The organism is Streptomyces sp. CA-251387 (assembly GCF_050936625.1).
GTDB lineage: Bacteria > Actinomycetota > Actinomycetes > Streptomycetales > Streptomycetaceae > Streptomyces.
Genome location: NZ_JBNJMJ010000001.1, coordinates 685,495 through 697,987 on the forward strand (window position 1 = coordinate 685,495; position 12,493 = coordinate 697,987).

Genomic DNA, 12,493 nt, shown 5'->3' on the forward strand with positions numbered 1-12,493 from the left:
GACAACCCGCAGCCGCCGAAAGCACAGTGGCACGGCGGCAGATGGTGCCCGCATCGACGTGCCCGCGACCATGCGCCGATCGACCGTGCTCACAGCCGCCCTTGTGCCACCGCCCCATCCCGACGAACCGTGCGGAGACCGCCATGACCGACGAGCACCATCACCGCCCTCACCCCGCCGCCCCGGACACCGGCCCGCGCCTCGCGCCGCTGCCCGAGGACGGCTGGGACCCGTCCACCCGGGAACTGCTCGCCCGGATCCCCCGGGACGCCGACGGCCACCTCGCCAACGTCTTCACCACCTTGGCACGCCACCCCGGCCTCTTCCGGCACTTCCTGCCGTTCGGCAGCCATCTGCTGCGCGACGGCCGTCTTCCGGACCGGACCCGGGAACTGCTCATCCTGCGCACCGCGTGCCACACCCGGGCCGCCTACGAATGGGGACGGCATGTACCGCTGGCCCGGGCTGCCGGGGTCACCGACGAGGAGATACGGCGGATCGGCGCGGGCCCGGACGACCGGGGATGGACGCCGGCCGACGCCCTTCTGCTGCGCGCCGCCGACGAACTCCACCGGGACGCACGGCTGTCCGCGGACACCTGGTCCGCACTCGCCGCCCACCACGACGAGGCACAGCTGATCGAAATCACCATGCTCGTCGGTCAGTACCACATGGTCGCGTTCTTCCTGAACTCCGCCGGTACCCCGCTCGAGCCCGACTTCGAGTCGGAAACCCTGCCCGCGCCCACCGGGGCCGGCGCGGACGCGGCGGAGGGAGCGGACGGCGATGCCTGAGCTCCGGCACCCCGCGACCCACCCGGCCGGCCTGTTGACCGGCCGCAACGTCCTGGTCATCGGAGCGGGCACCCGCCCCAGCGACGACCCGAAGGCCCCGGTGGGCAACGGGCGGGCGGTGGCCGTGCTCGCCGCCCGCGAGGGAGCGTCCGTGGCCTGCGCCGATGTCTCCCCCTCCGCCGCGGCGGCCACCGCCGCCCTGGTCGGTGAGGAGGGCGCCCGCGGCCTTGCCGTCGTCGGTGACGCCACGGACCCCGGCCAGTCCTCGGCCGTCGTCGCCGAAGCCCTCCGTGGACTGGGCTCGCTCGACGCGCTCGTCGTCAACGTCGGCATCGGCCTCGGCGCGGGCCTGGCGGAGACCTCACCGCAGCAGTGGGAACGCGTGCTCTCCCTCAATCTGGGCGCCCCCTTCCTCGCCGCCAAGTACGCACTGCCCGTGATCGCCGACGGAGGATCGATCGTCTTCGTCGGTTCCGTGGCCGGGCTGCGCGCGGCCACCGACTCTCCCGCCTACGACAGTTCCAAGGCGGGCCTGTTCGGTCTCACCCGCCATGTAGCCAAGGAGGGCGCGCCGCGCGGCGTCCGCGCCAACCTGGTCGTCCCGGGCCTGATCGACACCCCGATGGGCCGCGACGCCTCGGCCCGGCGGGCGTCGCGTTCCACCTCGTTCACCCGCATACCGCTCGGGCGCCAGGGCACCGCCTGGGAGGTGGCCGACGCCGTCGCCTTCCTGCTCTCCGACCGCGCCTCCTACATCACCGGGCAGAGCCTGGTGGTGGACGGAGGGTTGAACGCCGTCTGAGCACGAGGGCGCCTGTCCGCACGGTAAGGACAGGACGGGGGCGGTCCCCACGGGTCGGGCATCGACCGGGACCGCCCCCGCCGGCTCACTTCGCCACTGGACCGAACTCCTCACGGGTGTCCACCGGCTTGCCGAACAGCTGCCACCGCTCGCCCTTGAACCGCATCAGCTGCATCGTCTCGATCGGGAAGGCGTCGTCGGACCCGGTGGCGAGGGTGACCCCGGGCAGCAGCATGTCCACCTTCACGTCGTTCAGGTCGCGCACCGCGTCCCGCAGCCCCTCCCTGGTCGGGCACTTCATCGCGTCCAGCGCCTTGTGCAGGCTGGAGGCGGCGGCCCAGCCGTACGCGTTGAACTGGTTCGTCGGGTCGGAGTCGGACGCGTACTTGTCCAGCGCCTCCGTGTACGTCTTCATCTCCGGGTCGTCGGCCCACTGCGGGTCGGCGGGGTCCTTGAAGTACGTCGCCGAGACCACGCCCTGGACGTTCTTGAACCCGACGGGCTTGAGTACGGCGGCCGACGAGGACACGTTGTTGACGATGTGCAGCGGGTTCCACTTGGTGTTCTTGGCGTCGGCGGCGAGGGCCTGGCTGCCGAACTTGGGTGTGGTGATGTTGAGCAGCACGTCCGCTTTCGACCGCGCGAGGCTCGTCATCTGCGCCGAGACGGAGGGGTCGGTGACCTCGTAGCTCTCCTCGGCGACCACCTTGATGCCGCTGCCCGCGACGGCCTCCTTGAACCCGCCGAGCAGGTCCTTGCCGAAGTCGTCGTTCTGGAAGAGGACCGCGACCTTGGCCTTCGGCTTCTCGTCCTTGAGGTACTTGGCGTACACCCGCGCCTCGGAGACGTAGTTGGGCTGCCAGCCGATGGTCCACGGGTGCTTGTCGTCCGTGCCCCAGACGGAGGCGCCCGTGGCGACGAAGGGCTGCGGCACCTTCTGCTGGTTGAGGTAGTCCCAGACGGCTGCCGTGGACGGGGTGCCCAGGCTCTGGAACACGGCGAAGACCTTCTCCCGCTCGACCAGTCTGCGGGCCTCCTCGACCGCCTTGGGCGGCTGGTAGCCGTCGTCACGGACGACGAACTCGACCTTGCGGCCGTCTATGCCGCCCTTGTCGTTGACGTGGTCGAAGTAGGCGGCCACGCCCTTGCTGATCGTGCCGTACGCGGAGGCAGGTCCCGACAGCGGGTAGATCCCGCCCAGCTTGATGGTCTTGTCGGTGATGCCGGTGGTCTGCTGGCCCTTGCACGCGCCGTCGGCGGCGGTGTCCTTGGAGTCCTGTCCTCGCTGGCTGCTGCAGGCGGACGCGGTGAGCAGGGCGGCGGTCACGGCCGCGGCCGCCCGCACAGCGGTGGTCTTGCGCATGTGAGTCATTCCTTTTCGGTGCGGGGCGGTGCGCCCACGGGTTCGGCATCGGCAACTGCGGGATCCGCGGGGGTGTCCGTCGCGGAGGATTCGGATGCGGCCGGAGACGCGGGCCGTTCACCGGGCGCGGATTCGTCCGGGGACTCCGGCTCCGCGTCAGGCGCGGAGCCGGCCTCGGGCGTGCGGTCGGTGGTGGCTGCGGGGCGGGGCAGGCGACGGGCGGCAACGGCCCAGGCGCGGCCCGGCAGACCGGCCAGTCCCGTCGGGGCCACGAACATCACCGTGATGATCAGCAGACCGAAGACCACGCCCGGTGCCGCCTCGCTGAGGTCCTGGGACACGCTCGGGACGTACATCACGAACGCCGCCCCCAGCAGCGGCCCGTACAGCGAGCCGAGCCCTCCGACCACCAGGCCGGCCAGCAGCGTGATGGACAGGACGAAGCTGAAGGAGTCGGGCGAGACGAAGCCGATCACCCAGGTGTACAGACAGCCGGCGACGCCCGCGAACAGCGCGCTCCACGCGAAGGCGAGGGTCTTGTGCAGCGACAGCCGTACGCCCATGACCTCGGCGGCGCTCTCGTTGTCCCGCACGGCGAGCAGGGCCCGGCCGACCCGGGACCGCAGCAGGTTGCGGGCGAGCAGCAGGGCCACCGCGGCGACGGCGAGGACGACGAGGTACAGCCACTGGTCCTCGGCCAGCCCGCTCCACGCGGGCGGCTGCAGTTTGTCCACGGTCAGGCCCATGGAGCCGCCCGTCACCGGTTCGAGCCGCTTGAGCAGGGGCGGCAGGAACACCGCGAACGCGAGGGTGACCAGGGCCAGGTACAGGCCGCGCAGCCGCAGCGCGGGCACTCCGAACGCCAGGCCCAGCAGGAAGCATCCGGCGGCCGCGACCGGCAGGGTGGCCAGGTGGCCGGTGTCGTACCGGTCGAGCATGACCGCCGCCGTGTAGGCGCCCGCCGCGAAGAACGCGCCGTGCCCGAGCGAGATCTGCCCGCCGAAGCCGACCAGCAGGTTCAGTCCCGCCAGCGCCACGGCGTACAGCAGCACCATCGTCAGCTGGAAGACCTGGAAGGGGGCGAAGTAGAACGGTGCGCCGACGGCGACCGCCACCGCGAGCAGGACGGTGAGCGCGGCCCGCAGGCGCCGGGCTCGGTCGGTGCCGAGGGTTGCGATGATCGTGCTCATGCGCGTTCCACCGCCGCTCGACCGAACAGGCCCTGGGGCCGCACCAGCAGCACCGCCAGGATGATCACCAAGGGGACGCCCACCTTCAGATCGGCGCCGACGACATCGACGTACGCCCCGGTCAGGGTCTCGGCGACACCCACGAACAGGCCGCCGACGACCGCGCCGACCGGGCTGTCGAAGCCTCCGAGGGTGGCCGCGGCGAACGCGTAGATCAGCACTCCGCCCATCATGTTGGGCTCCAGGAACAGCAGCGGGGCGACGAGCACGCCCGACACGGCACCGACCGTCGCGGCCAGCCCCCAGCCGAGCATCAGCACCCGGCTCACCCGGATGCCCGACAGCCGGGCGGAGGCCGGGTTGCAGGCGACCGCCCGCATCACCAGGCCGACGGAGGTGTGCTGGAACAGCAGGTACAGCAGGCCCATCACGACCGCCACCACGCCGATGATCCCGAGCGTCGACCAGTCCACCCGCACCCCGGCCAGGTCGAGCCCGCCGTCGGGGAACGGCTGCGGGAAGTCCTTCACCGTGAACGACCAGATCAGGCCGGCCAGCGCGTTGACGAAGATGAACAGGCCGACCGTGACGATGACGACCGTCAGCTCGGGCGCGCCCTGCACGGGGCGGATGACGATCCGCTCGACCAGCATGCCGCCGGCGAAGGACACCGCGAGGGTGACCGGCAGCGCCAGCCAGAACGGCATCCCGGACGCCACCAGCTGCCAGGCGACGTAGGTGGAGATCATGGCCAGCTCGCCCTGCGCGAAGTTGACGATCCCCGTGAACCGGTAGATCAGCACCAGGGCCAGCGCCAGGCTGGCGTACACCGCGCCGGAGCCCAGCCCTTCCACCACTTGCTGGAGAAGTTCGGTCACGGCGCTCACCCGGCCTTGCGTGCGCTGACGGAGACACCGAGGTACACCTCGGCGACCTGCCCGTCCTCGCGGATCTGTGCGGCCGGTCCGGACAGCACCAGGCGGCCGGCCTCCAGTACGTGCGCCCGGTGCGCGATGTCCAGCGCGAGCTGGGCGTTCTGCTCGACGACGACCACGGTGGTGCGTTCCTCCTCGTTGACGGCACGGACGATCTCGAACAGTTCGCGGGTGACCAGCGGGGCGAGCCCCAGTGACGGTTCGTCCAGGAGCAGCAGCGAGGGCCGCAGCATCAGCGCCCTGCCGATGGCGAGCATCTGCTGCTCCCCGCCGCTGAGGCTGCCGGCGGCCTGACGCGAGCGCTGGCGCAGCTTGGGGAAGTAGCCGTAGATCCGCTCCAGGTCGGCCGCCACGGCCGCACGCTGAGAACGGCCCCGCAGGTGGGCGCCGATGCGCAGGTTCTCCTCGACGGTCAGGTCGTTGAAGGTGCCCCGGCCCTCGGGTACGTGCGCCACGCCGAGCCGGGCGGCCTGCTCGGGCGAGCGGCCCAGCAGCTGCGTACCGTTCAAGGTGATCGAGCCACGGCCGCGGACCATGCCGCACAGTGCCCGCAGCGTCGTGGTCTTGCCCGCGCCGTTGGGCCCGAGGATCGCGCACACCTCGCCGCGGGCGACGGAGAAGTCGAGGCCTTGGAGTACGCGGGCCTGGCCGTATCCGGCGTGCAGGTCGGAGACCTTCAGGAAGTCCGGCTGCTCCGCAGGCTCCGCGGCCTCCGCGGCTTCGGTGGCTTCGGTGGCTTCGGTGGCTTCGGTGGCTTCGGTGGGCTCGCTCATGCGGCCACCCCCAGGTACGCCTCGATGACCGCCGCGTCGCGCTGGATCTCCTCGGGCGAGCCCTCGGCGATCTTGCGGCCGAAGTCGAGACAGACCACCTTGTCGCACAGGCCCATCACGAAGCCCATGTGGTGTTCGACGACCACGAGGGTGAGGTCGAAGTCCTCGCGCACCGACCGGACCAGATCCGCGAAGTGGCCGACCTCGCCGTGGCTGAGCCCGTTGACGGGTTCGTCGAGCAGCAGCAGCCGCGGCCGTACCGCGAGCGCCCGGGCGAGTTCGACGCGTTTGAGCGTGCCGAACGGCAGCCCGGAGGCGGGATGGTCGGCGACGTCCGCCAGGCCGAGTCGCCGTAGCAGGTCGTCTGCCTGGTCACGTAGTTCCCTCTCCTCTCGCCGGACGCGGGGCAGCCGGAGCGCCGCGGCGAGGTGTCCGGTGCGCCCCCGGCTGTGGGCGCCGACCATGACGTTCTCCCGGACCGTGAGCCGCGGGAACAGGCCGAGGTTCTGGAAGGTGCGGGCGATGCCGCGCCCGGCCACGGCGTGCGGCGGAAGGGCGAGCAGGTCCTCGTCCTCGAACCGCACGGTTCCCCCGTCGGGGGTGCAGCGCCTGGTGAGGCAGTTGAACAAGGTGGTCTTGCCGGCTCCGTTCGGTCCGATGAGCCCTACGGCGGTGCCGGGCTCGACGGTGAACGCGACACCGTCCAAGGCCGTGATCCCGCCGAAGCGCACGCTGATACCGTCGACCGCGAGCATGAGTGACGCCCTTTCCGACGTGCTGGGGGGTGGGCGAGCGTCACAGTAGGTGGGGGTGTTCGGAGCGCACATTGGGTGTGAGCACCCAACTTCCGGGTCGCCGGACTGTGCGCCGCGCACAGGTACCCGCCGATGTCTCACCCCGAGCCTGTTGACGGAGCACGAGTCGGGCGGCGACGATCGGCGCCATGCCTCGCGGTCCCGCTCCGGGAACCCCCCGACTCTCCGAACCGCTCCGCCGGGAGCGGCGGCGGATCCTGCACACCGTCCACGAGCGGATCGAGGAGGTGGCGGGGACCGCCGTCGAGGTGATGCGCACGGAGATCCCGTCGTACGCGCTGCAGGACGAGCGGTTCTTCGACGACGTACGCGAGCAGGTGCTCGAGCACTACCGGATGCAGCTGGCGGCGCTCGCCGGCGACCGGGACATCGCCCCCGAGGACCTGGTGTTCAGCCGCGCGGCAGCCATGCGCAGAGCCAGGGCGGGGTTCGCCCTGGAGGACTGGATCAGTGCCTTCCGGGTCGGCCGGCAGGTGCTGTGGGACGCGCTGCTGGACTGCGCGGGCACCTCCGCCGAGGCCCAGCAGGCCGCGCTGTCCCTCGTCACTCCGCTGATGCGGTACGTCGACTACGCCAGCACCCATGCCGCGCAGGCCTACGTCGAGTACCAGCAGCACGTGGTGGCGGACGCGGACCGGGAGCGCCGGGATCTCCTGGACCAGCTGCTCGCGGGCGTGGCACCGACGCGCGGTCCGCTGTTCGCGGCGGCGCAGGCGTACGGCATCGGACCGCGCTCGCCGATGATGGCGGTCGTGGCGGTGTGCGTCGACAACACCGGCACCGGGGACCTCACCTCGGTCGAGCACGGGTACGCCACCAGCGCGTCGATCAGCGTCGCCGGGCCCTGGGCCGGCCGAACCCTGGTCGTCGTACGCCACGGCGAGGTGGTGACCGTGCCCGTGGTCAGGGCCGGCATGAACGCGGAGGACATCTGCGCCCACTTCGAGGCCGTGCAGCGGCGGCTCGCGCGGGCGGGAACCATGCTCTCCATGGGCATCAGCACCGTCGCACAGGGCGCTGCCGAGCTGCCGCGCGCCTACGCGGAGGCGCGGGCCGCCCTGGACCTGGTGCCGAGCGGGGGCGGGGTGGCGGCGCTGCCGCGGCTGTCCCCGTTCGACTATCTGGCGCTGCGCGCCGACGATCTCGCCCGCCAGCTGGTCGATTGCCGGGTGCGGGCGCTGCTGGAGGAGGACCGCAGACGTGGCGACACGCTGGCCGCCACCGTACGGGCCTTCGCGGAGGCGGATCTCAACCTGCGGCTGGCCGCCGACCGGCTGCGGATCCACCACAACACGGCGCACTACCGGTTGCGCCGGATCGAGGAACGCACCGGCCGCAATCCGCGCCGGATCGCCGACCTCCTGGAACTGCTGGTCGCCCTCGCCATCCGCGACGGGGCCGGGGAAGGTGAGGATGGCCGGTGAGCGGCATCGTTGAATCCACTGGGACCGAGGCGGGAGGTCAACTGCCGGAGTCGCAGGGGAAGTCGGGCCCGCCGGAGGGCGACGGCGGCCAGGACCGAACCGTGCGGCGCGCGCTGCTGGACGCCGCGCTGGAGGTGTTCACCGAGCGCGGCTACACCGACGCCGGCCTCAGTGAGATCGCGGCGCGCTCCGGCATCCCGGTGGGCAGCCTGTTCCAGCACTACGGCGGAAAGCGGGGGCTCTTTCTCGCCCTCTGGGAGGAGTTCCGGGAGGAGCAGGAGCGCCGTACCGCGGCCACGCTGACCGCCGAGCGCGGCCGTGGCGTGGACGACCCCATCGCCCTCTTCGTGGCGGGAGCCACGGCGTACCTCGAGGGCGTCTGGGACAACCGGCGCCTCGGCAGACTCCTCGTGGACGACGACGCCCCGGCCGGCTTCGACGCGCTGCGCCGCCAGTGGGACCGCGCATGGGTACGGCGCAACGCCCGGCTCCTGAAGGTGGACGAGCGGCGACGCGCCGGCCGGGTCCGGGTGAGCGTGCTGACCACCGTCATCGGCGGGGCGGCACGCGAACTGGGCGACTGCGGGGACGAGACGGAGGCGCGGGAGATCGTGGACGAGGTGTGCGGCATCCTGGTCCATTTGTCGGCACCGCCCGGCTGAAACGCGCCGCGGTCGGTTCGATGGGGGCCTCACCAGGCCCCGCAGCGAACCTGCCGGCCGCGGCCCGGCGACACCTCACCGTCCCGGATGCCCGGCGCTCGAGTGCTGCGCCAGGGCGACAGCGGCTCCATGCCGCGGTTTGCCCGGCCGGGCGGCGCAGGAGGCGCCCGTCAGGCCGTTCGTGCCCCGGCATCTGCGTAGTGCGCACGGATGCGATGCTTGGCGATCTTGCCGTTGTCGTCCCGCGGCAGGTCGTCGACGATCTCGATGTTCCGTGGGACCTTGAATCCGGCGAGCGTGGCGCGCAGGGCCCGGCCGAGCTCCTCCGGGTCGATCACTAGATGTTCACTCCGCCGGAGATCACCATGTCCACCGCGCGATCGCAGATGTAGAGGTAACCGTCCGCGTCGAGGTACCCCATGTCGCCGAGGGTGATCAAGCGGAGGGGGGGCGTAAGGGATTGTGTGTGGTTTCTGGCGAGTGATCTCGCCCCCGCCGCCCTTACCCGTCCCATCCCGGGGGCTGCGCCCCCGGACCCCCGCTCGGCCCTGAACGGGCCTCGTCCTCAAACGCCGGACGGGCTGATTGTTGCCGACCGGCACTGGAATGTACTCCCGGCCGAGCGCAGGCGCGTACCCCCGGCCGAGCGCATCCCAGCAGGCGTACGTACATGGTCGGGACGCAGTACAAGGTGTCGATGCGGTGGCGTTCGATCAGGGCGAGCGTCTGCTCGGCGTCGAAGCGAGGCGCGATGACGAGGGTGTCGGCTGGCTCGTCCACTGCGCGAAACCGCTCGGCGCGCTGTGGTAGAGCGGAGCCGGCACGAGGGCACGGCAGCCGGCCCGCACCCCGAAACAGACCTCCATCACCTCGAGGGACCGCCTTCGGTACAGCTCCAGGTCCCCCAGGGGTATGGGAGCGCGAACCACGCCCTTGGGCCGTCCGGTCGTGCCCGAGGTGTAGGCCGTGTGCCCGCGCGGTGCGACGACCGGGCCACTGTAATCGGGCTGCTGCGCGAGCCAGTTCTCGTACTCGACGGTTTCTCCGCCTGCCTCTCCCGCGACGGCGAGTGTGGTGATGCCGTCGGGCAGCACGGCGCGTGCCGCATGGAGCAGATCGGCGTGGCCGGTCACCGCCCGGGCGGCGCAGTCCTCGATGATGTAGCCGATTTCGGCAGGCGAGAAATGCCAGTTGAGAGGGCAGTAGGAGAACCCGCCGATGCGGCAGGCGAGAATGATGTCCACGTAGACGGGATCGTTGTGCAGGAGCACCGCGACCACATCGCCCTCCCGCAGCCCCAGTGCCGCCACGCCGGCATCTGCCGGGCGACCTAGGCTCTCCGGGGCTGACGGTTGCCGAGGAGTACGACGGCTCCGGTCGGCCGCCACCCGAGCAGCACAAACGCGACCGGCTGCCCCGTGCGCGACTCAGGCCGTCTCGGCGAGCACGACCAGGGCTCCCGGTTCGCCATGCCGACGCTCGGCAAGCGCCCGATGTCGGCGGCACCCGGGACCCTCATGGGCCGACATCCGCAGACTCGCCCTCGGCATGTTCCTCAGCCGCCTCACGGCACTGCACGCCCGGTTGCCGCCCTCACCATCAGGCGGTCTCCTCCGGATGCAGGCGCCCCAGCAGCTCGTAGAGACTGCGGCGACCCTCCTCGTCCAGACGCGCGAAGGCCTCCGATGTGGCCCGCATGTCGGCGCGGATGAGGCGGACCGCCTCCCTGCCCTCTTCCGTGGCGACCACGTTCTTGATCCGCCGGTCGGCCGCGTCGGCCTGCCGGGAGACCAGTCCACGCGCCTCCAGCCGGTCGACGAGTCCGGTGATGTTGGAGGCATCGCAGGCGAGCCGTCCTGCGAGGGCGCGCATGGGCAGCGGTTGCTGCCGGAGCAGGATGAGCATCTTGGCCTGCGTCATGGTGAGCCCGTGCAGGGCGGCCGCCGCTGTCAGGTCCCGGTAGTAGCCGGCAGCAGCGCGCGCCAAGCGCTCCATGAGTGCGTCGTGGGCAGGGTCGCTGTCCTGCGCGGCGGAGCGGTCGGCGGGCGGGGCGGGGGTGTGGGCCATGCCTCAAGTGTAGGCGAAGCTCAATGTTTGACTTCCTCAACCTTTGAGGTTTACCGTCTCGCTCATTGCTTGGCTGCATCAAGCATCTAACTCGCCGGCGAGCCCTCTTCGTCGAGTTCCCGCCACGACGCCCCGCCCCCGCCACGCACTCCACCGCACCGGAGAGAACACCCGTGTCACAGCCCCTTGCTCCGCCGCACGGCCGACACCGAGGCGAGACCGCAGTCGTCCTTGCCCTGAGCCTCGCCGCGATGATCGTGTCGATGATGCAGACACTGGTGGTGCCGATCCTCGGCCTGATCCAGAGCAGCCTCGGCGCCGGCTCCGCCGAGGTCAGCTGGGTCACCACCGCGACCCTGCTCTCGGCAGCCGTCTTCACCCCGCTGCTCGGCCGCTTCGGCGACCAGCACGGCAAGAAGCCGACCCTCATCGGCGTGCTGGCGGTGATGATCGTCGGCTCTGTCCTGGCCGCGACGACCGACTCGCTGCTCTGGCTGATCGTCGGCCGCGTGCTGCAGGGCGCCGCCACCGCGATCTTCCCGCTCGCTCTGTCGGTGCTCCGCGAGGAGGTCCCCGCCCGCCGTCTGCCGGGGGCGATGGCACTGGTGAGCGGCACGCTGGCGTTCGGCAGCGGCTTCGCCCTGGTCACCACCGGCCTGCTGACCCGCGGCGACGACGCCGACTACCACCGGGTCTTCTGGCTGGCCACCGGTCTCGCGGTGGTCACCCTGCTCGCCGTTGCCCTCCTCGTACCGGCGAGCCGCACCAAGACCGGCGGACGCACCGACCTACTCGGCGCCCTCACCCTCGGCCTCTTCCTGGTTCTCCTGCTGTTGCCGATCTCCCAGGGTCACGAGTGGGGCTGGACCTCCGCCCGTACGCTGGGCAGCTTCGCCGGAGCGGTCCTCATGGCCGGCGTGTGGAGCTTCACCGAGAGCCGCGTCCGCGAACCCATGGTCGACATGAGGATGTTCCTCCACCGCCCGGTGCTCTTCAGCAACCTCGCGGGCCTCTTCGTGGGATTCGGGATGTTCGCCCAGTTCCTCGGCGTCTCCTACCTGGCGCAGGTGCCGAGGGACGTCGCGGGCTACGGCTTCGGCGCCTCCGTTCTCCGCGCCTCCGTCGAGTACCTGCTGCCCAGTACGATCGCGTCCCTCGTCGCGTCCCAGTTCGGTGGCCTGCTGATCCGCAGGATCGGCCCACGCCTCACCCTCGCCCTCAGCGCGACGATGGGCGTCGCCGGCTTCGTGTGGCTGGCTGCCGCACACTCCTCGACCCCCTCGGTCATCGGCGCCGGAATGGTGGTCGGAACAGCCATCAGCCTCGGCTACGCCGCGATGCCCGCCCTCATCGTCGCGGGGGTGCCACCCCACCAGACCGGCATCGCCAACGGCATCAACTCCATCTCCCGGTCCGTCGGCAGCTCGATCGGCAGCGCGCTGATCACCTCGCTGCTCGCCTCCCGGACCATCGAGAACCTTCCGGCCGGAGTGCCCCCGTTGCCCGCGGAGAGCCAGTTCACCCTGAGCTTCACCCTTGCGGGTGTCGCCTTCGCCTTCGTCCTGGCCCTCTCGCTGGTCGGCCTCAAGCGCGAGCAGCAGGCGCCCCGTACGGAACACCTGCCCGCCTCGGAGCCGGCCGCTGCCACCACCGCTGTCTGACCAGCCC

13 protein-coding genes are annotated in these 12,493 nt (G+C 71.3%); 5 read left to right on the plus strand and 8 right to left on the minus strand.

Going from position 1 to position 12,493, the window contains the following annotated elements:
* Positions 1 to 143: 143 nt before the first annotated feature.
* Both ACQEV2_RS03020 and ACQEV2_RS03025 read left to right on the plus strand, forming a co-directional pair.
* Positions 144 to 794 carry a carboxymuconolactone decarboxylase family protein gene (locus ACQEV2_RS03020; protein ID WP_433036228.1) on the plus strand — a complete coding sequence of 217 codons (651 nt, stop codon included), beginning with the start codon at positions 144 to 146 and terminating at the stop codon, positions 792 to 794.
* Positions 787 to 1,596: an SDR family NAD(P)-dependent oxidoreductase gene (locus ACQEV2_RS03025; protein ID WP_433036230.1), complete on the plus strand. Its 810-nt coding sequence runs from the start codon at positions 787 to 789 to the stop codon at positions 1,594 to 1,596. Before ACQEV2_RS03020 ends, ACQEV2_RS03025 begins: the two co-directional genes overlap by 8 nt.
* Before the next feature lie 85 nt (positions 1,597 to 1,681).
* Here the strand turns inward: ACQEV2_RS03025 and ACQEV2_RS03030 are convergent, their stop codons facing one another.
* From ACQEV2_RS03030 to ACQEV2_RS03050, 5 genes are read right to left on the minus strand one after another with little or no spacing between them, the layout of a single operon-like run.
* Positions 1,682 to 2,959 carry an ABC transporter substrate-binding protein gene (locus ACQEV2_RS03030; protein ID WP_433036232.1) on the minus strand — a complete coding sequence of 426 codons (1,278 nt, stop codon included), beginning with the start codon at positions 2,957 to 2,959 and terminating at the stop codon, positions 1,682 to 1,684.
* Positions 2,960 to 2,964: 5 nt separating this feature from the next.
* The gene (locus tag ACQEV2_RS03035) at positions 2,965 to 4,149 is read right to left on the minus strand and encodes a branched-chain amino acid ABC transporter permease (protein ID WP_433036234.1); all 1,185 of its coding nucleotides are present in this window, start codon (positions 4,147 to 4,149) and stop codon (positions 2,965 to 2,967) included.
* Positions 4,146 to 5,027 (minus strand): branched-chain amino acid ABC transporter permease, encoded by an 882-nt coding sequence (locus tag ACQEV2_RS03040; RefSeq protein ID WP_433036236.1) that lies wholly within the window; start codon positions 5,025 to 5,027, stop codon positions 4,146 to 4,148. The genes ACQEV2_RS03035 and ACQEV2_RS03040 overlap by 4 nt, the downstream gene beginning before the upstream one ends.
* Before the next feature lie 5 nt (positions 5,028 to 5,032).
* A complete protein-coding gene (locus tag ACQEV2_RS03045; protein WP_433036238.1) occupies positions 5,033 to 5,857 on the minus strand; it encodes an ABC transporter ATP-binding protein in 825 nt (274 codons plus the stop codon).
* The gene (locus ACQEV2_RS03050) at positions 5,854 to 6,612 is read right to left on the minus strand and encodes an ABC transporter ATP-binding protein (RefSeq protein ID WP_433036240.1); all 759 of its coding nucleotides are present in this window, start codon (positions 6,610 to 6,612) and stop codon (positions 5,854 to 5,856) included. Before ACQEV2_RS03050 ends, ACQEV2_RS03045 begins: the two co-directional genes overlap by 4 nt.
* Positions 6,613 to 6,800: 188 nt before the next feature.
* Between ACQEV2_RS03050 and ACQEV2_RS03055 the strand changes: the two genes are divergently transcribed.
* Together ACQEV2_RS03055 and ACQEV2_RS03060 are read left to right on the plus strand one after the other, a co-directional pair.
* Positions 6,801 to 8,096, plus strand: a complete 1,296-nt coding sequence (locus ACQEV2_RS03055; RefSeq protein ID WP_433036242.1) for a PucR family transcriptional regulator — start codon at positions 6,801 to 6,803, stop codon at positions 8,094 to 8,096.
* Positions 8,093 to 8,758: a TetR/AcrR family transcriptional regulator gene (locus tag ACQEV2_RS03060; protein ID WP_433036244.1), complete on the plus strand. Its 666-nt coding sequence runs from the start codon at positions 8,093 to 8,095 to the stop codon at positions 8,756 to 8,758. The genes ACQEV2_RS03055 and ACQEV2_RS03060 overlap by 4 nt, the downstream gene beginning before the upstream one ends.
* 170 nt (positions 8,759 to 8,928) lie before the next feature.
* Here ACQEV2_RS03060 and ACQEV2_RS03065 read toward each other — a convergent pair whose 3' ends face one another.
* The 3 genes from ACQEV2_RS03065 to ACQEV2_RS03075 form a co-directional block, all read right to left on the minus strand.
* A complete protein-coding gene (locus tag ACQEV2_RS03065; RefSeq protein WP_433036246.1) occupies positions 8,929 to 9,096 on the minus strand; it encodes a hypothetical protein in 168 nt (55 codons plus the stop codon).
* Positions 9,097 to 9,471: 375 nt separating this feature from the next.
* Complete coding sequence (locus ACQEV2_RS03070) at positions 9,472 to 10,068, minus strand: AMP-binding protein (protein WP_433036248.1); 597 nt, start codon at positions 10,066 to 10,068, stop codon at positions 9,472 to 9,474.
* A 289-nt stretch (positions 10,069 to 10,357) separates the two neighbouring features.
* Positions 10,358 to 10,825 (minus strand): MarR family winged helix-turn-helix transcriptional regulator, encoded by a 468-nt coding sequence (locus tag ACQEV2_RS03075; RefSeq protein ID WP_433036250.1) that lies wholly within the window; start codon positions 10,823 to 10,825, stop codon positions 10,358 to 10,360.
* Between the two features lie 263 nt (positions 10,826 to 11,088).
* Between ACQEV2_RS03075 and ACQEV2_RS03080 the strand changes: the two genes are divergently transcribed.
* Positions 11,089 to 12,486, plus strand: coding sequence for an MFS transporter (locus ACQEV2_RS03080; RefSeq protein ID WP_433036252.1), 1,398 nt, complete (start codon positions 11,089 to 11,091; stop codon positions 12,484 to 12,486).
* Positions 12,487 to 12,493: the final 7 nt, after the last annotated feature.

Coding starts and splice junctions, on each gene's coding strand:
- ACQEV2_RS03020 (WP_433036228.1), top strand. CDS start 144: ATGACCGACGAGCACCATCACCGCCCTCACCCCGCCGCCCCGGACACC.
- ACQEV2_RS03025 (WP_433036230.1), top strand. CDS start 787: ATGCCTGAGCTCCGGCACCCCGCGACCCACCCGGCCGGCCTGTTGACC.
- ACQEV2_RS03030 (WP_433036232.1), bottom strand. CDS start 2,959: ATGCGCAAGACCACCGCTGTGCGGGCGGCCGCGGCCGTGACCGCCGCC.
- ACQEV2_RS03035 (WP_433036234.1), bottom strand. CDS start 4,149: ATGAGCACGATCATCGCAACCCTCGGCACCGACCGAGCCCGGCGCCTG.
- ACQEV2_RS03045 (WP_433036238.1), bottom strand. CDS start 5,857: ATGAGCGAGCCCACCGAAGCCACCGAAGCCACCGAAGCCACCGAAGCC.
- ACQEV2_RS03050 (WP_433036240.1), bottom strand. CDS start 6,612: ATGCTCGCGGTCGACGGTATCAGCGTGCGCTTCGGCGGGATCACGGCC.
- ACQEV2_RS03055 (WP_433036242.1), top strand. CDS start 6,801: ATGCCTCGCGGTCCCGCTCCGGGAACCCCCCGACTCTCCGAACCGCTC.
- ACQEV2_RS03075 (WP_433036250.1), bottom strand. CDS start 10,825: ATGGCCCACACCCCCGCCCCGCCCGCCGACCGCTCCGCCGCGCAGGAC.
- ACQEV2_RS03080 (WP_433036252.1), top strand. CDS start 11,089: ATGATGCAGACACTGGTGGTGCCGATCCTCGGCCTGATCCAGAGCAGC.